Here is a 20,606-nt window from a genome sequence, read left to right as displayed (position 1 = left end):
CCCCAAACTTCATCAGATCACCAGATTTACGTCGTATTCAGTGAGCCACGCGTTCAGTCCGACCGCTAACTCCATGCCCATGCGGTCATACATAGGGGAGTTATTGCCGAGTTGACGGGTAAGGGTGTCACTGACTTGCCTGGCATCAAGCAGCGCACGAACTGGCGCATTCGGATCAGCCATTATTGCGGCGAGATCCGCTCTCAGAACGGCCTCATAAGCAGGATCCTGGGTGGACGGATACGGGCTCTTCACACGGTCCGAGATGGAGGCCGGAAGCAGATCCCGGGTCGCCGCGCGCAAAACACTTTTCTCTCTGCCGTCAAAAGCCTTGATTTCCCAAGGGATGTTGAATGCATATTCGACCAGCCGGTGATCGCAGAATGGAACCCGAACCTCAAGGCCTACAGCCATGCTCATACGATCTTTACGGTCGAGTAAGGTCTGCACAAAGCGCGTCAGGTTCACGTATGTCATCTGACGCATACGTCGATTCACCGCACTTTCACCTGGTAACTCAGGCACCTCACGAAGTGCCTGCTGATAAGAATCACCCACGAACTGGTCCATGGACAGCTTCTCCATCAGTCCTTTCGCGAACAGCGGTTTACCGTCGAAATACTTACCGGTCACCGAAGTAAGCCAAGGGAATGTATCCGCTTGGATCGCATCCGGGTCATGAAACCAGCGGTAGCCACCGAAAACTTCGTCGGCGGATTCGCCGGAAAGTGCGACTGTCGAGTGCCGGCGTACCTCTTCGAAGAGGCGATAGAGTGAAGGCCACATGTCACCCCAGAAGGCAGGCGGCAAGTCCAGCGCTCGAATGACTTTAGAGCGAAGCTCTGGATCTGCCATCTCGCGACTGTCGAGCAGAATTTCACCGTGAGTTGAACGAATCTTCTGCACAAGGTCTTTTACGAATGGCGCGTCTGGGGTTCCTCGCACCGCATCGCTGGTGAAGCCGCCTCCGTGATCCATGAAATCAAGTGAGAACGAACGGATATTTTCTTTGCCCGCGGCCAGAAGCTTTTTGGATGCCAGTGCCGTGATGATTGATGAATCCAGGCCACCGGAGAGCAGACTGCATAACGGTACGTCCGCGACGATTTGCCGATCGACAATATCCTCGAGCAAATCCCGCGTGTACTTGATGGTCTGTTCCTGGCTATCGGTATGTTCTTTTGCCTCCAGTTTCCAATAGCAATGACGCGTGAGGCCATTACGATTGATCGAGACAAACTCGCCAGGCAGGACCTCTCGCATGCCTTCAAAGATTGCCTGACCTGGCGTCTTGACCATCTCAAAAATTTCGCGGAGACCATCTGCACCCACGTTACGAGGTACTAACGGATTGGCGAGAAGCGCCTTTGGCTCAGATCCGAAAATGACGCCGTCATCAGTTTCGAAGTAGTAAAGAGGTTTCACGCCCATCCGATCACGGATTAGATGCAGCGTTTGGGTGTGCCTATCCCAAATTGCAAACGCGTACATACCGTTGAGGTGTTCGGTAAAGGCAACCCCCCATTCAATGTAGGCACGCAGCACAACTTCTGTATCGCTCTTGGTTTCGAACTGATGACCTCGGCTCAACAGTTCGTTACGCAACTCGCGAAAGTTATAAACCTCGCCACTGTAGGTAATACTCGCCGCCACGGTGCCCGCATTTCGCGCGAGCATGGGTTGGCGGCCACCTTCCAGATCAATGATCGATAAGCGACGATGGCCCAGTCCCACTGGGCCATCAATCCACACGCCACCGGCATCCGGTCCGCGGTTGGCCATGGTCATGGTCATGCGTTCCAGCGTGAGACGTTGATGAGTCAGGTCTTGGCCAAAAGAAAGCCATCCAGCAATACCGCACATAATTAAACTCCTTGTTAAATTTCTTAGCCGAGACTTTCTAAATCAGCGTCTTCCGGTATGAGGGTTCGCATGCCTGACTGCACATACTGGACAGAAGTACCTGTCAATGACTGAGTGTCGATTTCATTGAGTAGTCCCTGCAGTTGAATCGTTGTTTCCAAGTCTGCAAACGTTTGCAGGGGGGGCACGTCATCGACAACAAAACGCAGCACGTCAAGGCATAGCCGACTTAGTTTGAGGATCGTCGAAGTCGAGGAATCTGAAGCACCTTGATAGCTGCGGCACTCCACATCCACGATTGCCCCACGCTCATTGCGTGTCCAGATTCGAAGATGGTCGCTGTCCCAGTTGGGCTCATCAAACTCCAGGCGAGAATGAATGATCCGGCCCACCGGGTCGGCAAATGTAAAGTCAACGGTGCGTTGTCGATGGATGTTTACGAAGCTGGCGTAGCCCGCCACCGCGGCGCCCCCAAGGTCGGCAGTGAACATCACGGTGTCCAACACTTCGGTGCCAGAAATAGAGAAGTCAGATTTAACACCAATCGCATGCTGTAATTTCAGTGGGGCCGGCGACGGACAGATCCAGCTCACTAAATCCAGTGCGTGGATAACCTCACTCACAACTCCGCAAGTAGGACGGTAATCGTTGAGGCGGTCTTTACCCCAGTGGAAACTCGATCTTAAAAGTTGCCAGTCATTGGCTTCAGCTAAAAACTTCAGGCGTGCGGTAGCGTCTGAATATCGTTCAACCAGATCCAAAGCAAAGCCACTCACATCGCGCAACCCTTCGCTGATGACCAATAGGTCGTCAGCGGAGGTCAGCATCGGCTTTTCACAGATCACGAATCCGGTATAACCGGCCAGGTCGATGAGGACTTCCGCATGGTTGATATCATTGGCACTCACCACGACGATTGAGGGCTTCAGTTCACTCAGTGCATCTTTGAGATTGGCATAGTAGGGCAGAGCACTGTTCTTCGATCGCCTGGAGCAATAGGAGAGTTGGATATTGTAGTTCTGGCTCAACTGTTCAAATGCGCGCTGGAAGCGTTTCCCCGCGTAGCCCAACCCGATAATAAGGATGTTCATGCGCGCTGCTCCCGCGCCGGCCAAGTCCATATGTATTCCGAGCTACGGCTGTAGCCTATTCGTTCATAAAGGGGTTCTGCGGCGGGGGTCGACTGAAGCACAACTTTGCCGACTTGCCTGCCCTCAAACCACTCCATGAGTGATTGCATCAACACCCGTGACAGGCCGCGAGACCGAAACGCCGGCGAGACAACCAGAGACTGGACCCATCCACACAACCCATTGAGGCAGTCAGGTCCAGGCGCCCGACGATCCACAAATCCGGTCACACACCCCACTACCCTGCCATCGCAGACCGCTACCAATAACTGAGTTGTCTGCGAACGGCTTAGTACGTCGCGTAGCCATGCACTGTAGGCATCTCGCCAGAGCTTCCTTTCTTCGACGGACACGCAGGCATAATTCGCCTCAGAGCCTTCCAGTAAAAGTGCTCTTAGCTCGATGACTGCGTCGAAATGCTCACTTGTCGCTGGCCGTAGGACTATTTCGTCGCAACGACTCATGCAACACCTCTGATCTCGGAGCATGGGGCGAGAGGAATATTGAAATAGAGGAACGTCTCCCGCAACGCATCTGCCAGATACTCGATCTGCGCGTTCGAATGATTAGGCGTTACGTTCACTCGGAACCGCTCAGTTCCCACTGGAACAGAGGGCGAGTTAATGGGCTGCAAGTACACAGAGTGCGAGTAAAGCAGACGTTCGGCAGCAGCCTTACACAGCGGGCCATTACCAATAAGTACAGGCAGTACATGAGTGGTTGAGCACGGCATCACCGGGATACCGCACATCTCGAGCCGAGAGCGAAGATACCCCGTTTTGGTATGCAGCGAGGCTCTCTCACTATTACTCGCTTTGAGGTGCTCAATACTCGCGAGACAGCCTGCGACCACAGCGGGCGGCAAAGCAGTGGTAAAAATGAAGCCCGTACACAGTGATCGAATCGCATCGATAACAATTCTGCTGGATGCTACGTAGCCGCCGATGATGCCAATCGCCTTGGCCATAGTGCCTTGAATGATATCCAACTGGTCCTCGACGCCCAGTTCTGCAGCCAGCCCTGCTCCACGCGGGCCATACATACCGACGGCATGGACTTCATCAAGATAAGTCAGTGCATTGTATTTTTTCGCGATCTGAGCAATTTCCGCGATAGGTGAACGGTCCCCGTCCATTGAATATATGGACTCGAACACTACAATTTTTGGGCGATCAATCGGGTACTTACACAACAACTGCTCCAGATGAGTCACGTCGTTGTGACGAAACACTTCCCGCTCAGTTGGGACTGCCCTGATTCCGTTTACGATAGAGGCGTGATTACGTTCGTCACTGAAGACTACGCAGTCTGGGAGTTGCCGAAGCAGGCATTGAAGGGTGGCGTCATTCGAGCCAAAACCAGTTGGGAATACAAGTGCAGCTTCTTTTCCATGCCAGTCAGCAATACTCGTCTCAAGGTGGCTAAAGAGATTGTGTGTGCCACCGATGTTACGGGACCCGCCGGCACCCGCGCCGTAGCTATCCACTGCATCGTGCATGGCCGTTCTGACGTCCTGGTGCTGGGACATGCCGAGATAGTCATTACTGCACCAAACTACTACTTCGCTGTCATCGTTATCAGCGAGATGAGCCATGGGATAACGGCCACAAATTCTATTTAGAGTTGTGAAATGCCGATATTGCCCTGAGGTGTGCAGCGCCTCGAGCTTATCCTGCAAAAGTGCCTGATACATTCTTTCTACTCCTTGGCAGCGAATCCCGCGATAATCCTTTACGGGTGAAAATTAGCCTCACGTTCAGGGCCGAGCGGATTCTTAAGCAACCTGATAGTCAGTACAATGGCTACTGTTTATAGTGTTACTAGGAGTAACCGGATAATGGAAAGGAATTTAGAGCGCACTCGACAGGATCTGGCTGAGTTTTTGCGCAGCCGTCGTGAGCGTATATCACCTGCAGAGGCAGGTTTGACAGCCACGGGACGCCGCCGAACACCTGGTCTGCGTCGCGAAGAAGTGGCTGCATTAGCGGGCGTAGGGTTGTCTTGGTATACATGGCTCGAACAGGGCCGAGATATTGGTGTGTCGCCAGCGTTTTTAGATAATCTGTGCCGGGTTCTTCAGCTTGACGCAATGGAACGCAGGCATCTGTACCTACTCTCCCATCAGCGCCCACCGGCAGAGCAAGGCAAAACATGGTGCGTAGTCCCCAAAATTGTCAACCGCCTGCTGGCGGATCTCCCTTTGCGGCCCGCTTATGTTCTGAATCTTCGTTGGGATGTTCTTGCCTGGAATCCAGCAGCAGACAAAATTTTCAACTTTTCAGATAAACCCTCCGAACATCGAAATATTTTGTGGATGCTGTTTACCGATAAGCGCATGAGGTCACTTTTCAGTCCTTGGGACGACCAAGCGATCCAGATGCTTTCCAGTTTTCGCAGGGATTACGTGCATGCCTCGAAAGAAAGCGATGTCGCGTCATTAGTACATGAGCTTGAAAAAACGAGTTCAGAGTTTAAAGGCTGGTGGTCGAAACAGGACATTCACGGACCGTGCCAAGGTATTCGAAACCTTTCAATTGAGTCTTTCGGCGATGTCATATTAGAGCACACGACACTAACGATCGATGTCGACAGGCACTTGCGACTTGTGTATTACGCACCGGTAGATCAAGGGGCGACCACGTCTGATTTTGAGAAATGGTTACAAGAGGATTTAAAAACAAAGCTCCATTCAATTGAGAGCAACAATACCTGTAACTCCAGCGCATTAATTCCTCAAATATGAAGTCCCACCTATCGGAATTAGTCGCCTACTTCAGAGCGCTGCGATACTTACTGATCTATATTTTTTCACACCGAAAGGCTGGTAGTTGAGAGTACCGATCCGTGTGTGTAGCGGGCTCATTTTTTATAAAAAATGGCGCCTCGCTCCCACGGATCAACGATATCGTTGAACGTGACAACAAAACTGTGCCGCAATACAACCCGCACTTTTTTCCTGAACATCAAAAACCAACTGACGCATGTCAGAGACATTTTAGTGCGGGATCGGTTCTTCAAGGCCCAGATCCCGACGGCAAAAAAACAACCCCGTGTCCCATATGACCTTTTTTCAGACACCAAAAACCACAAACCCCCGACTTTCTCTAGGAAAATCAGGGGTTTGCGTTTACTTAATGTGGCGGTGAAGGAGAGATTCGAACTCTCGATACAATTTCTTGTATACACACTTTCCAGGCGTGCTCCTTAAGCCACTCGGACACTTCACCGTATCTCTTCAAACATATTCAGTCTGTCGAGGCGCGCTAATGTAGTCGAAAGCTTTTCCGATGGCAAATTTTTTTTTCAGAATTTTCATGCGCTTAGCGATTTAGTCGGCCCGGTGGGTTCTGGGCCATGGCAAACCCGCCAATCTCTGGCTTCGCGTCCGCGTCTATATAGAAGGCAATGCGCCGCCGAGGCGGCTGGCTGCGCCTGACAAGCGCACAAGGGTGACTGACGGGTCAGTCACGGCGCTTTACCTGGCCTGCGGCGGTGGGTAACGTCTGCCCCAACTTTCATACAAGGAATAGCGTCATGAGTGAGTTGATTTCGTACCACCTTGAAGACGGTATCGCGACCCTGACGTTGAGCAATGGCAAGGTAAACGCCATTTCCCCGGACGTGATTGCTGCTTTTAATGCGGCGCTGGATCAGGCATTGACTGATCGCGCGGTGGTGATCATTACCGGTCAGCCGGGGATTCTGTCGGGCGGTTATGACTTGAAAGTGATGACCGCTGGCCCTAAAGAGGCCGTCGCGCTGGTGACCGCCGGCTCTACCCTGGCCCGTCGCCTGTTGTCACACCCGTTCCCGGTGGTTGTCGCGTGCCCAGGGCATGCAGTGGCCAAGGGTGCGTTCCTGCTGTTATCGGTGGATTACCGAATCGGCGTCGAGGGGCCGTTCAGCATTGGATTGAACGAGGTACAGATTGGCATGACCATGCACCACGCCGGTATCGAACTGGCTCGTGATCGTTTGAGCAAGTCGGCGCTTCACCGCTCGGTAATCAACGGCGAGATGTTCAATCCGAAGAGCGCCGTGGAGGCTGGCTTCCTCGACGTGGTGGTGTCAGCAGAAGAGCTGCACGGTGCAGCACTGGCGGCAGCGCGGCAATTGAAGAAGATCAACATGACCGCACACAAGAACACCAAGCTGAAAGTACGCAAGGCGTTGCTGGAAATTCTGGACAACGCAATCATTCTGGATCAGGAATACACCGGTTAAGCCCTAACGTGCTGCTGCGAAAAGCCCGACCGTCGTGTCGGGCTTTTTCTTACGCGCCGTGTTGAAAAGTCTCCGACAGCTCTAGGCCGGGTCTGACCCAGCGCTTGGAAACATGCGCTTAAACATCGCCTATCTCCCAGCTCTATAGTCGCAATTGCCGAAAACAATGCACATCCGTACACTGCGCCACCTTTTGTCCCGATGGGCTCTGTAAATGCTGTTTGTGTTTCGTATGTTATTGATGAGCCTGCACTTTATGCTGGCCGGTATGCTTGGAGTGATTCTGGGCCTGTGCCGCCCCTTTAATCCGGACAACAGCCGCTTGTGCGCGCGCTTATATGCGTGGCCGGCGATGTGTATTTTGCGTTTACGAGTGAAGGCCGATGTCGGACCGCTGATGGATAAGACAGGCAGCTGCGTGATCATTGCTAACCACCAGTCCAACTACGACCTGTTTGTGCTTGGCAACGTAGTGCCCCGCCGAACCGTGTGCATCGGCAAGAAGAGCCTGAAATGGGTTCCGCTATTTGGCCAGTTATTCTGGCTCGCGGGCAATGTGCTGATCGACCGTGGCAATGCACATAAAGCGCGCCAGTCGATGCTGACCACCACACATACCTTGCAGCATGAAGACACCTCGATATGGGTATTCCCGGAGGGCACCCGTAACCTGGGAGAAGCGTTGCTGCCATTCAAGAAAGGCGCGTTCCAGATGGCAATTGCCGCCGGGGTGCCGATCGTACCGGTGTGTGTCAGCAGTTACGTCAAACACATGCGATTGAACCGCTGGAACAGTGGGAAAATTCTGATCCGCTCGCTCCCGGCTATTCCGACCGCAGGGTTGAGCATGGATGACATGCCAATGCTGATCGCCCAGTGCCGCGAGCAGATGTGCGAGTGCATCACAGCGATGGATAGGCAACTGCAAGCCGCCTAAAATAAAACCCGCCGTGTGCGGGTTTTATTTTGTCGACGAACTCTTCCACGTTTGCTGACTCTCAAGCTCCAGACAAAGCTAAGCTAGGCTTTTTGCCTGCTATCACCTTTTGGCTCCTCACAGCCTCAATAAGAAGTGAACCACTACTATGGGCAGAGTTGTTGCGGCTGCGGTTTACAGCGCCGGTAAGAAAGTCACGAATATTAGCCTCGACGAAGGTGCCTCCTGGGCATCCAAGCCCGACCATTTTGTGTGGATCGGCCTCGAAGAGCCCAGCGCTCAAGAACTGTCTAACCTGCAACGCCAGTTCAATCTGCACGAACTGGCCATCGAAGATGCGCTGGAAAAGCACAGCCGACCGAAGCTCGAGACCTTTGGTGACGCCTTGTTTATCGTCACGTACTCGCCCATTCGCCATGAAGGCAAACTGGAGTTCATCGAGACGCATATTTTTGCCGGCAAAGGTTACGTGATCACCGCTCGTAATGGCCATTCAGCGTCCTACGCTCATGTCCGCCAGCGTTGTGAGGCGCGTCCGCTGCTGTTGGAGCACGGCGAAGATTTCGTGCTCTATGCCCTTCTAGACTTTGTCATTGAGAACTATCAACCGGTCGGCGAAGCGATCCACGCCGAGATTGATGAACTGGAGCGCAACGTGCTGCAAAGCGCGCTGAACGAGCGCGATATCCAGAAGCTCCACAGCCTACGGCGCGATGTCTTGCGTTTGCGCCGGTACGCAGCACCGATGGTGGAGATCGGAGAAGAACTGCAAAAATTGAATTTTCCGTTTATCGATAAAAACATGCGCCCGTACTTCCGTGATGTGCAGATTCACGTGACACGGCAGATGGAAGACCTCACAACGCTGGCGGACATTGCGAGTCAAACCATCGAAATTGGCGTGTTGCTGGAGGCATCGCGCCAGAGCGTAGTCCAGCGCAAATTTGCGGCGTGGGCGGCAATTCTGGCGTTCCCAACGGCGGTCGCCGGCATTTATGGGATGAACTTTCAAAACATGCCGGAGTTGAGTTGGCATTACGGGTATTTCGGCGTGTTGAGTTTTATCGCGGTGGGTTGCGTCAGTTTGTGGGCGAGTTTCAAGAGGTCGGGGTGGTTATAACCACTGCCGAGTTGCCTGATGCATTCGCGAGCAAGCTCTCCACATTGATCTCTGCAACATCGCAGTTCGAATGTGGGAACGAGGCTCCTCGCGATGCTCTTGGCGTCAAACAGTTTCTGGCTTGTGCGCTACAAACCGCATCATCCACTCCGCAACCGTGGTGCCATGGTGCTGGTGCTCCAAACTCGCCACACCTTTCTGATAAATCTGCTCACCCAGCGCTTGCTGACGAATATCCAGCAACGCTCGCGAATAGTCGTGGATAAACTCTGGGTGCCCTTGAAAGCACAGCACCTGATCGTTGATGTGATACGCGGCGAAGGGGCAGAAGTCGCTCGAAGCAATCACCGTGGCATTCTTCGGGAGTGCCGTCACCTGATCCTGGTGGCTGATCAGTAACGTCAGCTCTTCGCGCACGGGGCTCATCCATGGCGCCTTCGCCGAAAGCGTGTAGTTGTGGGTGCCAACACCCCAGCCTTGGGTCGCTCGCTCAGCTTTACCGCCCAACAGCAGCGCCAACAACTGATGGCCGAAACACACACCCAGCAGTTTGTCACCGCGCTCAAAGCGGCTCAGCAGGTAAGTCTTGAGGGTTTCAATCCATGGGTCGCTGCCGAAGGAGTCAGCCTTGCTGCCGGTGACCAGGTAGGCGTCGAAGATCAGATCATCGCTGGGATACTCGCCCTGCATCACGTTGTAGAGAGTGAACTCGGCGGCGATGGGTTGCTGGGAAAACAGACGCTGAAACATCTGCCCGTACCCCTGATACTGCTCGACCAGTTCTGGACGCAGGATGTCGGTTTCCAGAATGCAGATGCGTAACGACATAAAAAATACCTGACACGTGAAAGGAATAATGAACGCCCCAGAGCCTGCCTTGAAACACGGTCTCAAGGCAAGCCCCGGAAAACGTTGCCGCCCCCTTAAAATCCCTCCCCGGTGGCGGCCTTCTGCAGCAGCAAGGCCGGCGGTGTGAAGCGCTCGCCATACTGCTCAGCCAAGTATTGAGCGCGAGCAACGAAGTCTTTCACGCCGTACTGATTGATGAATTGCAGCGCGCCGCCGGTCCACGCCGCAAAGCCAATACCGAAGATCGAGCCAACGTTGGCCTCTGCCGTCGAGGTCAGTACGCCCTCCTCCATGCAACGCACTGTTTCGATGGCCTGTACAAACAGCAAGCGATCACTCACGTCCTTCGGCGAAATCTGCTCGTCAGCCTTCTCGAAGCGGGTTTTGAGCGCTGGCCACAAATGCTTCTGGCCACCAGCCGAGTAATCGTAGAAACCGCCTCCAGCCGCCTTCCCCGCCCGCTTATACTCGTTGAGCAACACGTCAATCACGGCGAACGCCGGATGCTCAATCAGCGGTTTCCCTTCTGCTTGCAGGTCTTTGGCCGTTTGCTGGCGGATATGGCTCATGAGGCTGAGTGAAACTTCGTCGGAAATCGCCAGAGGTCCGATGGGCATGCCGGCCTTACGCGCTTCGGTCTCGATCATTGGCGCGCTCACGCCTTCGCCGAGCATGGCAATGCCTTCGTTGGTGAAGGTACCGAAAACGCGCGAGGTGAAGAAGCCGCGACTGTCGTTGACCACAATCGGGGTTTTCTTGATTTGCAGCACGAAATCAAAACCTCGCGCCAGAGTTTCGTCACTGGTGTTCGCGCCCTTGATGATCTCTACCAGCGGCATTTTCTCCACAGGACTAAAGAAATGTAGGCCGATAAATTTGCTCTGGTCCGGCACAGCAATGGCCAGGCCGCTGATGGGTAGGGTTGAAGTATTGGAAGCTATCACCGCGTGCGGACCGACGACTTGCTGTGCCGCCGAAGACACCTTGGCTTTCAAATCACGATCTTCAAACACCGCCTCAATGATCAGATCGCAGCCGGCGAGATCGGCGTCATCGTCCGTGGTTTTAATCCTCGCGAGCACCGCGTCTCGCTGCTCGACGCTCAACTCACCGCGCGTAATTTTTTTGTCCAGCAACGCTGCCGAATGAGCCTTGCCCTTCTGCGCCGCCGTATGGCTGATGTCCTTGAGTACCACCTCGATACCGGCCAAGGCGCTGACAAACGCAATGCCCGCCCCCATCATCCCGGCACCGAGCACCCCCACACGGCGAGTGACATAAGGTGCGAAACCCTGAGGCCGCGAGCCACCCGCCTTGACTTCGTTGAGTTGAAACCAGAACGTGCCGATCAGGTTTTTCGAAATCTGCCCGGTGGTCAGCTCGGTGAAGTACCGAGTTTCAATCAGATGGGCAGTGTCGAAATCCACCTGTGCGCCTTCCACCGCAGCGCAAAGGATTTTTTCCGGCGCCGGCAGCGTGCCGTGGGTTTTGCTACGCAGGATCGACGGTGCAATGACCAACATCTGCGCGACTTTCGGATTCGATGGTGTGCCCCCAGGGATCTGATAACCCTTCACGTCCCACCGCTGTACCGCCGAAGGGTTGCTGAGAATCCATGCCCGAGCTTTCGCCAGCAGCTCCTCGCCAGTCGAAGCCAGCTCATCCAGCAAACCCGCTGCCAACGCCTGCTGCGGCCGGATTTTTTTGCCTTCGAGCAGGTATGGTAGGGCTTTTTCCAACCCCAACATGCGCACCATGCGCACCACACCCCCTCCGCCAGGCAGCAAGCCGAGGGTCACTTCCGGCAGGCCGAGTTGTACCGACGGGTTGTCCAGCGCCACGCGGTGATGGCAGGCCAAACATATTTCCCACCCACCGCCCAGCGCGGCGCCGTTGATCGCGGCGACCACTGGCTTGCCAAGGGTTTCGAGCGTGCGTAACTGACTTTTGAGCGCAAGCACCCTGTCGTAGAAGGCTTTCGCTTGGGGTTTGTCGACGTTGATCAATTCATTGAGGTCGCCGCCGGCAAAGAAGGTCTTCTTGGCCGAGGTGATGATGACGCCGGCGATGCTCTCCTTTTCCGCGACTAACTGGGCAACGCAAGTGGCCATGGCCTCGCCGTACACGGCGTTCATGGTATTGGCACTCTGGCCAGGCATGTCGATGGTCAGGACGACGATCTGGTCCTGACCTTTTTCGTAACGAATGGCTTGGGTCATGAAAGCGGTTCCTTGAAGTCGAGTCTCACAAGCGTTCGATGATGGTGGCGATGCCCATGCCGCCGCCGACGCACAACGTCGCCAGGCCATAGCGCAGGCGTCGGGTTTCCAGTTCATCGAGCAGCGTGCCGAGAATCGCGCAACCGGTAGCGCCCAGCGGGTGGCCCATGGCGATGGAACCGCCGTTAACGTTGACCTTTGCCGGGTCTATGGCCATGTCCTTGATGAATTTCAGCACCACCGAGGCAAACGCTTCGTTGACTTCGAACAAGTCGATGTCCTCGACCCGCAGCCCGGCCTTGGCCAATGCTTTGCGAGTAGCAGGCGCGGGGCCGGTCAGCATGATGGTCGGGTCAGTGCTGGTAACGGCCGTGGCGACGATCCGCGCGCGAGGCAGCAGGCCCAGCGCCCGCCCCTTGGCTTCGGAGCCGATCAGCATCAACGCTGCGCCGTCGACGATTCCGGAGCTGTTACCGGGTGTATGAACGTGATTGATCCTTTCCACATGGCTGTAGACCCTCAGCGCCGTGGCATCGAAGCCCATTTGCCCGAGCATTTCGAAACTCGGTTTGAGCTTCCCCAACCCTTCCAGAGTCGATTCGGCACGGATGAACTCATCGTGATCGAGCAGGATGATGCCGTTCTGGTCCTGTACTGGCACCAGCGATTTGTTGAACGAGCCGTTTGCCCTGGCTCGCGCCGCCTTCTGCTGAGAGTGCAGTGCATAGGCATCGACGTCCTGACGAGTGAAACCTTCAATCGTGGCGATAAGATCGGCGCCCACGCCTTGGGGAGTGAAGTGACTGTGCAGGTTGGTTTGCGGGTCCAGCGCCCACGCACCGCCGTCGCTGCCCATCGGGACCCGGGACATGGACTCGACACCGCCCACCACCACCAAGTCTTCGAAGCCGGATCGAATTTTCATGGCACCCAGGTTCACCGCCTCCAGCCCGGAGGCGCAGAAGCGGTTGATTTGCACACCGGCCACACTGACGTCCCAATCGGCGACCAGAGTCGCAGTTTTGGCGATGTCAGAGCCTTGATCGCCGATGGGCGTCACGCAGCCGAGCACCACATCATCGACTTGGCTGGTGTCGAGGGACGTGCGTTGCTGCAACGCCGTCAGCAGCCCTGCTACCAGGTTCACCGGTTTGACGCTGTACAACGCGCCATCGGCCTTACCTTTGCCGCGGGGCGTGCGTAAAGCATCGAAAATCAAAGCTTGGGTCATGACGTCCTCGCACCGGTGCGGTGAGTAAATACAGAGCTATTACCTTAGGCGCGGTAGCTGCGGATTCAATGACCGCAGTGCTCACTGACGTTGACGGTCACGCTCAGACGAACGGTAGTCAGCTATCTGATTAACCGATTCAGGTCACGAAGCTGTCTAGCAAAAGGGCATGCACGCAGCTGGCAATAAGCCTCATGCCTTTTTTGATGCGAAATATGCTGAGTACATATGAAATAGGTCTAAGACAAGCGTGACGCGGGCCCTAAGGTGAAGTTGTACGAGGTTGTCGTCGGGTTTTGCCGAGGCACGCGTGCTACAGGAAGTTAAGCGCTTTGCCGTCATGGAGATAGGCAGGCAGGCATCAGGAAATAACAAAAAAGGCGGTCAGCCATGTTCAAGCATTCGAAAGTACGTCAAGCAGGACTCATCCTTTTCGCCACCACGCTGTTGTTGATTTTGCCGAACCTGACCAAGGTGATCGGCTGACTCAAGTGCCAGGGGTTTACATCGACTGACCACACAGGCGACTGGCTCGCTACCTGAGCCAGTATGGGTGTGCCATCCTTCTAGGCACTTTTACGACATGGACTTCGATCTCTTGAAAACACTTGTTCTGTTCGGGGCACTGCTGTTCTGCGCCCCCCTCTATGCCGCACAGCTGAATCTGGAGCTTGGCGCTAGCAGTCGCACCTGGCAGACCGACGAGTTGCTCAAACACCCCCAGACTCAGACGATCACCGTCAAAAATGACGTCTCTTATAAGCGTGACATGAGCTATCGCGCCGTGCCGTTGGCGGCATTGTTGACGGGTATCAAACCTGAAGATCACCTGCAAGCTGTTGCTCTGGACGGTTTTGCTGCCGAACTGGCGGCGGCGCCGTTGCTTAATGCCTCAGGCGCGCGCGCCTGGCTGGCCATTGAAGACCCGAATACGCCTTGGCCGCCGCTGTCTGATGGCAAACACAGCGCCGGTCCGTTTTATCTGGTCTGGACTGATCCACAGGCCGCCGATATCAGCCCCGAGCAATGGCCGTTCGAAGTCGCCAGCATCAAGCGCATGGCGCCGGTGGCCGAGCGCTTCCCTGCGCTGTTGCCGGATCCGGTACTGAAGGCGGACGATCCGGTGAACAAGGGCTTTGCGCTGTTTCAGAAAAATTGCCTGGCGTGCCATCGACTCAATGGCGCGGGGGATGCTCAGTTCGGGCCGGACCTGAATATTCCATACAACCCGACCGAATACTTCGGCGAGGACTTTCTTAAACGCTACATCCGTGACCCGCAGAGTTTGCGTCAGTGGCCTCAGGCAAAAATGCCCGGGTTCTCGGCGGCGGTGTTGCCGGATGGAGATTTGGAGAGGTTAGTCGCGTATTTGAAGCATATGGCGACGCGTAAGGTTAAACCGTAGCGTTGTGCTGATTGGGACGGCCTCTTCGCGAGCAAGCCTCGCGCCTACAAAGGACTTGTGTCGCTCACAGATCCCGTGTGGGTGCGAGTCCACTCGCGAAGCGGCATACCCGATTACTGCTGCTGAACCGAGATCACCGGCGCAGGCGTCGGCGAGACAAAGACCTTCGCATGCATCTGCTCGCATCCTCCGCCACGGCGCATACCACGCACTGGGCAGGCGTCGAGGTAATCCAGGCCCACCGCCAATTTCAAGTGGCGCTCCGGCCGTGACAGTTCATTGGTGACGTCAAAGCTGTACCAGGCGTCATCGAGCCAAGCTTCGGCCCAGGCGTGACTGGCCAAGTGTTCGCTGTTTTCGCTGTACAAGTAACCCGACACGTAACGCGCTGGAATGCCCAGGCTACGCGCGCAGGCTAAAAACGCGTGGGTGTGGTCCTGGCAGACGCCCGAACGCCCGGCGAAGGCCTGCGCAGCGCTGGTATCGACTTCGGTAGAGCCAGGCGTGTAGGTCATGTGTTGATTCAAGCCATGCATCAAGTCGATCAACGCTGTACGGTCCCGGCGTTTTTTGCACTCCTTCTCGGCGAACGCACGCAGAGCCTCGTCGGGCTCGGTCAGGCGAGTGAAACGCAGGAAAGGCAGAGCCGACTGACTCTCATGCTCGGCTTCGCGAAGTTCGTCGATATCCACTTGCCCACGCGCACCGATGATGATGGCCTCGTGCGGCTCATCCATGGTCAGTACGTGCAGGATATTGCCGAACGGATCGAGCTGCGCACGCACTGGGCGCGGCAGATCGAGCTGCCAGCTGAGCACATGCTGGCGCTCACTGTCGTGGGGGGTCAGTCTTAAATACTGGATGCTCGCCCGCACCTGATCTTCATAGTGATAGGTGGTTTCGTGGCTAATGGAAAGTCTCATGCAGCCTCCAGGTAGGAACTGTGTATGGCATTGCCCAACTGGCGCACCAGCGGGATGAACTCGGTAAGCCAGGCGTGTAGGCCTTCGTCGAGGATTTCGTTGATACCGGTGTAGCGCAGGCGAGCGTCCATCTCGGCCGCCAGGCGCTGCGCAGGACGGCCGTTGGCCCCCGGCAGACTGGCGAGGATTTGGTCGATTTCTTCAGTGCAGGCCCGTAAGGATCGTGGCACGTCTGCCCGCAGCAACAGCAACTCGGCAACGTGACGGGCGCCGGGAGCGTCGCGGTAGATCTCGGTGTAAGCCTCGAACGATGACAAAGCCCTCAGTAAGGCACTCCACTGGTAGTAAGCGTGCGCGGTGCCATCACTGACGGCTTCGGCCTGATCGCCAGCCATTTCATACCGGGCGTCGAGCAGGCGCAGTGTGTTGTCGGCCCTTTCGATAAACGTCCCGAGGCGGATGAAGCGGAAAGCGTCGTTACGCATGATGGTGCCGTAGGACGCGCCGCGGAACAGGTGGGAACGTTCCTTGATCCACTCACAGAAACGACTCATGCCATAGCGACTCAAGCCTTGATCGGCTATGCCGCGAATTTCCAGCCAGGTGGCGTTGATGTTTTCCCACATGTCCGCGGTGATTCGCCCACGCACTGCGTGAGCACTGGCACGCGCCGAACCGAGACAACTGTAGATGCTCGCCGGGTTCGCAGCATCCAGGGCGAAAAAATGCAGCAGCCGTTCGGCGTGCAACTCTCCGTGACGTTCCAGGTAGTCGTCCAGCGTGCCCGTGATCAGCAAGGGCATGGCGAGTTCGTGCAGGCCATCACCTCGGCCGTCTTGCGGCATCAGTGACAGCGAATAACTGATGTCGAGCATACGTGCGAGGTTTTCCGCCCGCTCCAGGTAACGCGACATCCAATACAAATCCGAGGCAGTTCTACTTAACATGGCAGGCTTCCTTCAATCCTCGACCACCCAGGTGTCCTTGGTTCCGCCGCCCTGGGAGGAGTTCACCACCAGGGAGCCTTCGCGCAAGGCAACACGGGTCAAACCGCCCGGTACAACCCGGGTTTCGCGGCCAGACAATACAAACGGACGCAGGTCGATGTGGCGTGGTGCGATGCCGTTTTCGACAAAAGTCGGACAGGTCGACAGGGACAACGTCGGTTGCGCGATGTACGCATGAGGCTTGGCCTTGATGCGCGCACGGAACGATTCGATTTCCGCCGCAGTCGCCGCGGGCCCCACCAACATCCCGTAACCGCCGGAGCCCTGCGTTTCCTTGACCACCAGATCTGGAAGATTCGCCAGAACGTGGGAAAGTTCAGAAGGATTACGGCACTGCCACGTCGGTACGTTCTTCAGGATCGGCTCTTCATCCAGGTAAAAACGGATCATGTCCGTCACGAATGGGTAAACCGATTTGTCGTCCGCCACGCCGGTGCCGATGGCATTCGCCAGCACGACGTTGCCGGTGCGGTAGGACGAAAGCAGTCCGGGCACGCCGAGCATCGAATCGGGGTTGAACGCCAACGGGTCAAGGAACGCGTCGTCGAGACGACGGTAAATCACATCGACGGCTTTGGGACCATCCGTGGTGCGCATGAACACCTTGTCGTCACGTACAAACAGATCTGCGCCCTCGACCAGTTCAACACCCATTTCCCGAGCCAAAAAAGCGTGCTCGAAAAACGCGCTGTTGAAGCGACCCGGCGTCAGTACCACCACACTGGGGTCATCGATTGGGCTGGAGCTTTTCAGGGTATCGAGTAACAGGTTCGGGTAATGGTCGATAGGGGCAATACGCTGGGCCGAGAACAACTCTGGGAACAAACGCATCATCATTTTGCGGTCTTCGAGCATGTAGCTCACGCCACTGGGTGTACGAAGATTGTCTTCAAGCACGTAGTACGTACCGTCGCCATCACGCACCAAATCAACGCCTGATATATGGGAATAAATATCGCGGTGCAGATCCAGCCCTTGCATGGCCAACTGGTACTGCTCGTTAGCCAGCACTTGTTCGGCCGGAATGATGCCGGCCTTGATGATTCGCTGTTCGTGGTAAAGGTCGGCGAGAAACATGTTCAACGCCTTGACCCGCTGGATACAGCCACGCTCAACGATCCGCCATTCACTAGCGGGGATACTGCGAGGAATGGTGTCGAACGGAATCAGACGCTCCGTCCCTTGCTCATCACCGTAGAGCGTGAACGTAATCCCGGCGCGATGAAACAACAGATCGGCCTCGCGTCGCCGTTGTGCCAAAAGCTCGTCAGGCGTTTCAGCCAGCCAACGGGCAAACTCCCGATAATGCGGGCGGACCAGCCCGCCAGCATCGTACATCTCATCAAAATAGGTGCGGATCATGCCGTACTCCTTGTCACCCGGACATTTAAGCTTCGCAAGGCCCGTGCCATCGGCATAAACGCTTTAATTTCAATAAGTTGGATAACTACACCGCGCGCACCGCACCAAACCTGTGCGGTAAATGCCCCAACCTGATTGTCCCCGCCTCATTGCGAAGCAATGCTGTCGCCTATCACCAGCATAGTCAGAGTTGATTTCACTGCTTGGTCTGCGATGCGGATAATCCGCCCATTCGCTGAAAAACTTACCGAACTTCCCTTTAGCCGCCTGCTCAGGCGGTTTTTTTTGCCTCGAATTCTTGTTTCAAGGTTTTTCCGAAGGAATGTTCTGACGCACCACAAACGAAAACGGCCAACCCGTAGGCCAGCCGCTGCTGATTGTTATCACTCATAGTGTTATGCGAGTAGCCCTCGTACCTCCTGTTTGACGCCCCATCCTTCAATGATGCCGCCCAGTGGCTCAACCACCGCCTCAAAGTCCTGCTCAAAATCGCCGATGCCACCATACGTCGCGTACATCACCTTACTCAGTTCCAGATACCAAGCGCCGTCGTCACGCACGCTGATCTGAGCATTTAACGACTCACCGCGAAAATGACCTGCGGCCCTGCGCGCCCGCTCCTCGTCGGGGAAAATGGCGTAGAACTCAATGGGATGAAATCGTGAAAAATCGAAACCGCCTTCCTTCATGCGGCGCAGTACGGTGGTGCTGATGTCTTCTTGATAGGCTGTGCTCATGAAACGTCCCCCTCAAATTGATGGATAGACTTTCCGTATTCCCTGCGCCCACAACCGAATGATGAGGGCAAAACGGCAAGCAATTTGCCGATGGGAAACAAGCATGTAGCTGACAAGACCAGACCTTAGCGATTCATTCGCTGATCTCGCTTGCAGAGTAGCCCCAAGAGAGAGCTGCTGCCAAGGCCTGGTTGCGAAGGTGACAATTTGACGATCAGATCGGAGTAATACCGAGAATCTGGATGCTGTTCTGGAACTTCAGACTTTTGACGGTCGGGTCTTCCGTTCTGCCATCCAGGTCATTGAGATCCAGCTCGGCAGCCACAGGCAAACGCCGGGCACGAATAAGTTTAGCCGCTTGCTCGTTGTTCGGGCACTCGTCGCTCTCGAACAGCTCATCAACCTGTTCACCGTGATCGTCAACGAAAGTGACTTTCCACTTTTGCATCAGTGCCTCCTCGATAAAACCCTTAAATGGGCTTACATCATCTCGACCGTTTGCGCAGGCCAATCGTTCCAACACGTCATACGGGCGGAATGAAAAAGGGCCGTTGCAAGCGTGTTTTCACACACTCGCGACGGCCCCTTCCTACTCAATCGCTTGTTCAGTCGTTGCTGGGTTTGTTGATCGCTTGCAGCACGTACTGCGGCATGGCGAAGGCGCCAATGTGGATTTCCGGATTGTAGTAGCGAGTGACAATGCCGCTGCCGGCAAAGCGCTGTTGCAACGTCTCACGGGACAATTTGCGATAGGCGGTATTGGTCGCACCCCAGGCGAAGGTCATGGCGCCACCGATGTAGGTCGGCACCGCCGCCTGATAGAAATGCCAGTCTGGGAACAGACTGCGCAGACGACCGGCAGTGGTTTGTACTTCGCTGAGTTGCATGAACGGCGTACCGTTCTGGGTCACCAGAATGCCGCCTTCGTTCAAGCAGCGGTGGCAGGCCTGGTAAAAGTTTTCGGAGAACAGCACCTCGCCCGGGCCGATCGGGTCGGTGGAGTCGGAAATGATCACGTCAAATTTTTCGGTGGTGGTGGCCACGAAGCGCATGCCATCGTCGATCACCAGGTTCAAGCGTGGATCGTCGTATGCGCCCTTGGAGTGATTCGGCAGGAACTGTTTGCACATATCGACCACGGTGCCGTCGATCTCGACCATGGTGATGTGTTCGACACTCCCGTGCTTCGCCACCTCACGCAGCATGCCGCCATCGCCACCACCGATGATCAACACACGCTTAGCCGTGCCGTGGGCCAGGATCGGCACATGGGTAAGCATTTCGTGGTAGATGAATTCGTCGGCTTCAGTGGTCTGAATCACGCCGTCCAGCGCCATCACCCGCCCCATGCGCGGGTTTTCGAAAATGACCAGGTGCTGGTGTTCGGTGCGCACTTCGTGCAGCAGTTTTTCCATGCGAAAACGCTGGCCGTAGCCTTCGTAGAGGGTTTCCAGGTATTCGCTGGTTTGGGTAGTGCTCATGGGAAGTGCTCCGATGAATGCGGGAGGCAACGGACGGTTACCCGCCCATGATGGCCAATCGAACGGTTCGATTGTCCGGGAAAGGCGCGCATTCTACGTCGCGGAACATGACAGGTCG

Annotated in this window: 18 protein-coding genes and 1 tRNA gene; 5 read left to right on the top strand and 14 right to left on the bottom strand. The window is 55.6% G+C overall.

Annotated elements, in window-relative coordinates:
- Window positions 1-12: 12 nt before the first annotated feature.
- The 4 genes from asnB to hemA are packed head-to-tail and all read right to left on the bottom strand — an operon-like array spanning window position 13 to window position 4,686.
- Window positions 13-1,863: an asparagine synthase (glutamine-hydrolyzing) gene (asnB, locus tag RHM68_RS08830; protein ID WP_322221957.1), complete on the bottom strand. Its 1,851-nt coding sequence runs from the start codon at window positions 1,861-1,863 to the stop codon at window positions 13-15.
- Between the two features lie 23 nt (window positions 1,864-1,886).
- A complete protein-coding gene (locus tag RHM68_RS08825) occupies window positions 1,887-2,954 on the bottom strand; it encodes a Gfo/Idh/MocA family oxidoreductase (RefSeq protein WP_322221955.1) in 1,068 nt (355 codons plus the stop codon).
- Complete coding sequence (locus tag RHM68_RS08820) at window positions 2,951-3,457, bottom strand: GNAT family N-acetyltransferase (protein ID WP_322221953.1); 507 nt, start codon at window positions 3,455-3,457, stop codon at window positions 2,951-2,953. The genes RHM68_RS08825 and RHM68_RS08820 overlap by 4 nt, the downstream gene beginning before the upstream one ends.
- The gene (hemA, locus tag RHM68_RS08815) at window positions 3,454-4,686 is read right to left on the bottom strand and encodes a 5-aminolevulinate synthase (protein WP_322221951.1); all 1,233 of its coding nucleotides are present in this window, start codon (window positions 4,684-4,686) and stop codon (window positions 3,454-3,456) included. The genes RHM68_RS08820 and hemA overlap by 4 nt, the downstream gene beginning before the upstream one ends.
- Window positions 4,687-4,830: 144 nt before the next feature.
- On the opposite strand from hemA, the gene RHM68_RS08810 reads away from it, so the two are divergent.
- Window positions 4,831-5,736, top strand: coding sequence for a helix-turn-helix transcriptional regulator (locus RHM68_RS08810; RefSeq protein WP_322221949.1), 906 nt, complete (start codon window positions 4,831-4,833; stop codon window positions 5,734-5,736).
- A 394-nt stretch (window positions 5,737-6,130) separates the two neighbouring features.
- Here RHM68_RS08810 and RHM68_RS08805 read toward each other — a convergent pair.
- Window positions 6,131-6,220: transfer RNA gene (locus RHM68_RS08805), tRNA-Ser, on the bottom strand.
- A gap of 307 nt (window positions 6,221-6,527) precedes the next feature.
- On the opposite strand from RHM68_RS08805, the gene RHM68_RS08800 reads away from it, so the two are divergent.
- The 3 genes from RHM68_RS08800 to RHM68_RS08790 all read left to right on the top strand — a co-directional run bounded on the left by RHM68_RS08800 (window position 6,528) and on the right by RHM68_RS08790 (window position 9,274).
- Complete coding sequence (locus tag RHM68_RS08800; protein ID WP_322221947.1) at window positions 6,528-7,217, top strand: crotonase/enoyl-CoA hydratase family protein; 690 nt, start codon at window positions 6,528-6,530, stop codon at window positions 7,215-7,217.
- Between the two features lie 214 nt (window positions 7,218-7,431).
- Window positions 7,432-8,154 carry a 1-acylglycerol-3-phosphate O-acyltransferase gene (locus RHM68_RS08795; RefSeq protein ID WP_322221945.1) on the top strand — a complete coding sequence of 241 codons (723 nt, stop codon included), beginning with the start codon at window positions 7,432-7,434 and terminating at the stop codon, window positions 8,152-8,154.
- A 148-nt stretch (window positions 8,155-8,302) separates the two neighbouring features.
- Window positions 8,303-9,274 carry a magnesium and cobalt transport protein CorA gene (locus tag RHM68_RS08790; RefSeq protein WP_322221943.1) on the top strand — a complete coding sequence of 324 codons (972 nt, stop codon included), beginning with the start codon at window positions 8,303-8,305 and terminating at the stop codon, window positions 9,272-9,274.
- A 105-nt stretch (window positions 9,275-9,379) separates the two neighbouring features.
- Here RHM68_RS08790 and RHM68_RS08785 read toward each other — a convergent pair whose 3' ends face one another.
- The 3 genes from RHM68_RS08785 to RHM68_RS08775 all read right to left on the bottom strand — a co-directional run bounded on the left by RHM68_RS08785 (window position 9,380) and on the right by RHM68_RS08775 (window position 13,573).
- On the bottom strand, window positions 9,380-10,102 hold the full coding sequence (locus RHM68_RS08785) for an amidotransferase (protein ID WP_322221941.1): 723 nt from the start codon (window positions 10,100-10,102) through the stop codon (window positions 9,380-9,382).
- Window positions 10,103-10,197: 95 nt separating this feature from the next.
- On the bottom strand, window positions 10,198-12,342 hold the full coding sequence (locus RHM68_RS08780) for a 3-hydroxyacyl-CoA dehydrogenase NAD-binding domain-containing protein (RefSeq protein WP_322221939.1): 2,145 nt from the start codon (window positions 12,340-12,342) through the stop codon (window positions 10,198-10,200).
- Window positions 12,343-12,367: 25 nt separating this feature from the next.
- The gene (locus tag RHM68_RS08775) at window positions 12,368-13,573 is read right to left on the bottom strand and encodes an acetyl-CoA C-acetyltransferase (RefSeq protein ID WP_322221937.1); all 1,206 of its coding nucleotides are present in this window, start codon (window positions 13,571-13,573) and stop codon (window positions 12,368-12,370) included.
- Window positions 13,574-14,156: 583 nt separating this feature from the next.
- On the opposite strand from RHM68_RS08775, the gene RHM68_RS08770 reads away from it, so the two are divergent.
- Window positions 14,157-14,978 (top strand): cytochrome c, encoded by an 822-nt coding sequence (locus tag RHM68_RS08770; protein WP_322221935.1) that lies wholly within the window; start codon window positions 14,157-14,159, stop codon window positions 14,976-14,978.
- Window positions 14,979-15,091: 113 nt separating this feature from the next.
- Here the strand turns inward: RHM68_RS08770 and RHM68_RS08765 are convergent, their stop codons facing one another.
- The 6 genes from RHM68_RS08765 to speE form a co-directional block, all read right to left on the bottom strand.
- A complete protein-coding gene (locus RHM68_RS08765) occupies window positions 15,092-15,901 on the bottom strand; it encodes a transglutaminase family protein (protein ID WP_322221933.1) in 810 nt (269 codons plus the stop codon).
- On the bottom strand, window positions 15,898-16,848 hold the full coding sequence (locus tag RHM68_RS08760) for an alpha-E domain-containing protein (protein WP_322221931.1): 951 nt from the start codon (window positions 16,846-16,848) through the stop codon (window positions 15,898-15,900). Before RHM68_RS08760 ends, RHM68_RS08765 begins: the two co-directional genes overlap by 4 nt.
- 12 nt (window positions 16,849-16,860) lie before the next feature.
- Complete coding sequence (locus RHM68_RS08755) at window positions 16,861-18,270, bottom strand: circularly permuted type 2 ATP-grasp protein (RefSeq protein WP_322221929.1); 1,410 nt, start codon at window positions 18,268-18,270, stop codon at window positions 16,861-16,863.
- A 395-nt stretch (window positions 18,271-18,665) separates the two neighbouring features.
- The gene (locus RHM68_RS08750; RefSeq protein ID WP_322221927.1) at window positions 18,666-19,007 is read right to left on the bottom strand and encodes a ribonuclease E inhibitor RraB; all 342 of its coding nucleotides are present in this window, start codon (window positions 19,005-19,007) and stop codon (window positions 18,666-18,668) included.
- A 214-nt stretch (window positions 19,008-19,221) separates the two neighbouring features.
- On the bottom strand, window positions 19,222-19,455 hold the full coding sequence (locus tag RHM68_RS08745) for a hypothetical protein (RefSeq protein WP_322221925.1): 234 nt from the start codon (window positions 19,453-19,455) through the stop codon (window positions 19,222-19,224).
- Window positions 19,456-19,612: 157 nt separating this feature from the next.
- The gene (gene speE, locus RHM68_RS08740; protein WP_322221923.1) at window positions 19,613-20,488 is read right to left on the bottom strand and encodes a polyamine aminopropyltransferase; all 876 of its coding nucleotides are present in this window, start codon (window positions 20,486-20,488) and stop codon (window positions 19,613-19,615) included.
- Between the last annotated feature and the right edge of the window lie 118 nt (window positions 20,489-20,606).

This window comes from Pseudomonas sp. DC1.2 (assembly GCF_034351645.1).
GTDB lineage: Bacteria > Pseudomonadota > Gammaproteobacteria > Pseudomonadales > Pseudomonadaceae > Aquipseudomonas.
Note: the sequence above shows the minus strand (reverse complement) of the source record. Positions and strands in the feature narration are given on the sequence as shown.

Bases quoted from the DNA above. Each gene is read 5' to 3' on its own strand.
- asnB (WP_322221957.1), bottom strand. From the start codon at position 1,863: ATGTGCGGTATTGCTGGATGGCTTTCTTTTGGCCAAGACCTGACTCAT.
- RHM68_RS08825 (WP_322221955.1), bottom strand. From the start codon at position 2,954: ATGAACATCCTTATTATCGGGTTGGGCTACGCGGGGAAACGCTTCCAG.
- RHM68_RS08820 (WP_322221953.1), bottom strand. From the start codon at position 3,457: ATGAGTCGTTGCGACGAAATAGTCCTACGGCCAGCGACAAGTGAGCAT.
- hemA (WP_322221951.1), bottom strand. From the start codon at position 4,686: ATGTATCAGGCACTTTTGCAGGATAAGCTCGAGGCGCTGCACACCTCA.
- RHM68_RS08810 (WP_322221949.1), top strand. From the start codon at position 4,831: ATGGAAAGGAATTTAGAGCGCACTCGACAGGATCTGGCTGAGTTTTTG.
- RHM68_RS08800 (WP_322221947.1), top strand. From the start codon at position 6,528: ATGAGTGAGTTGATTTCGTACCACCTTGAAGACGGTATCGCGACCCTG.
- RHM68_RS08795 (WP_322221945.1), top strand. From the start codon at position 7,432: ATGCTGTTTGTGTTTCGTATGTTATTGATGAGCCTGCACTTTATGCTG.
- RHM68_RS08790 (WP_322221943.1), top strand. From the start codon at position 8,303: ATGGGCAGAGTTGTTGCGGCTGCGGTTTACAGCGCCGGTAAGAAAGTC.
- RHM68_RS08785 (WP_322221941.1), bottom strand. From the start codon at position 10,102: ATGTCGTTACGCATCTGCATTCTGGAAACCGACATCCTGCGTCCAGAA.
- RHM68_RS08780 (WP_322221939.1), bottom strand. From the start codon at position 12,342: ATGACCCAAGCCATTCGTTACGAAAAAGGTCAGGACCAGATCGTCGTC.
- RHM68_RS08775 (WP_322221937.1), bottom strand. From the start codon at position 13,573: ATGACCCAAGCTTTGATTTTCGATGCTTTACGCACGCCCCGCGGCAAA.
- RHM68_RS08770 (WP_322221935.1), top strand. From the start codon at position 14,157: ATGGACTTCGATCTCTTGAAAACACTTGTTCTGTTCGGGGCACTGCTG.
- RHM68_RS08765 (WP_322221933.1), bottom strand. From the start codon at position 15,901: ATGAGACTTTCCATTAGCCACGAAACCACCTATCACTATGAAGATCAG.
- RHM68_RS08760 (WP_322221931.1), bottom strand. From the start codon at position 16,848: ATGTTAAGTAGAACTGCCTCGGATTTGTATTGGATGTCGCGTTACCTG.
- RHM68_RS08755 (WP_322221929.1), bottom strand. From the start codon at position 18,270: ATGATCCGCACCTATTTTGATGAGATGTACGATGCTGGCGGGCTGGTC.
- RHM68_RS08750 (WP_322221927.1), bottom strand. From the start codon at position 19,007: ATGAGCACAGCCTATCAAGAAGACATCAGCACCACCGTACTGCGCCGC.
- RHM68_RS08745 (WP_322221925.1), bottom strand. From the start codon at position 19,455: ATGCAAAAGTGGAAAGTCACTTTCGTTGACGATCACGGTGAACAGGTT.
- speE (WP_322221923.1), bottom strand. From the start codon at position 20,488: ATGAGCACTACCCAAACCAGCGAATACCTGGAAACCCTCTACGAAGGC.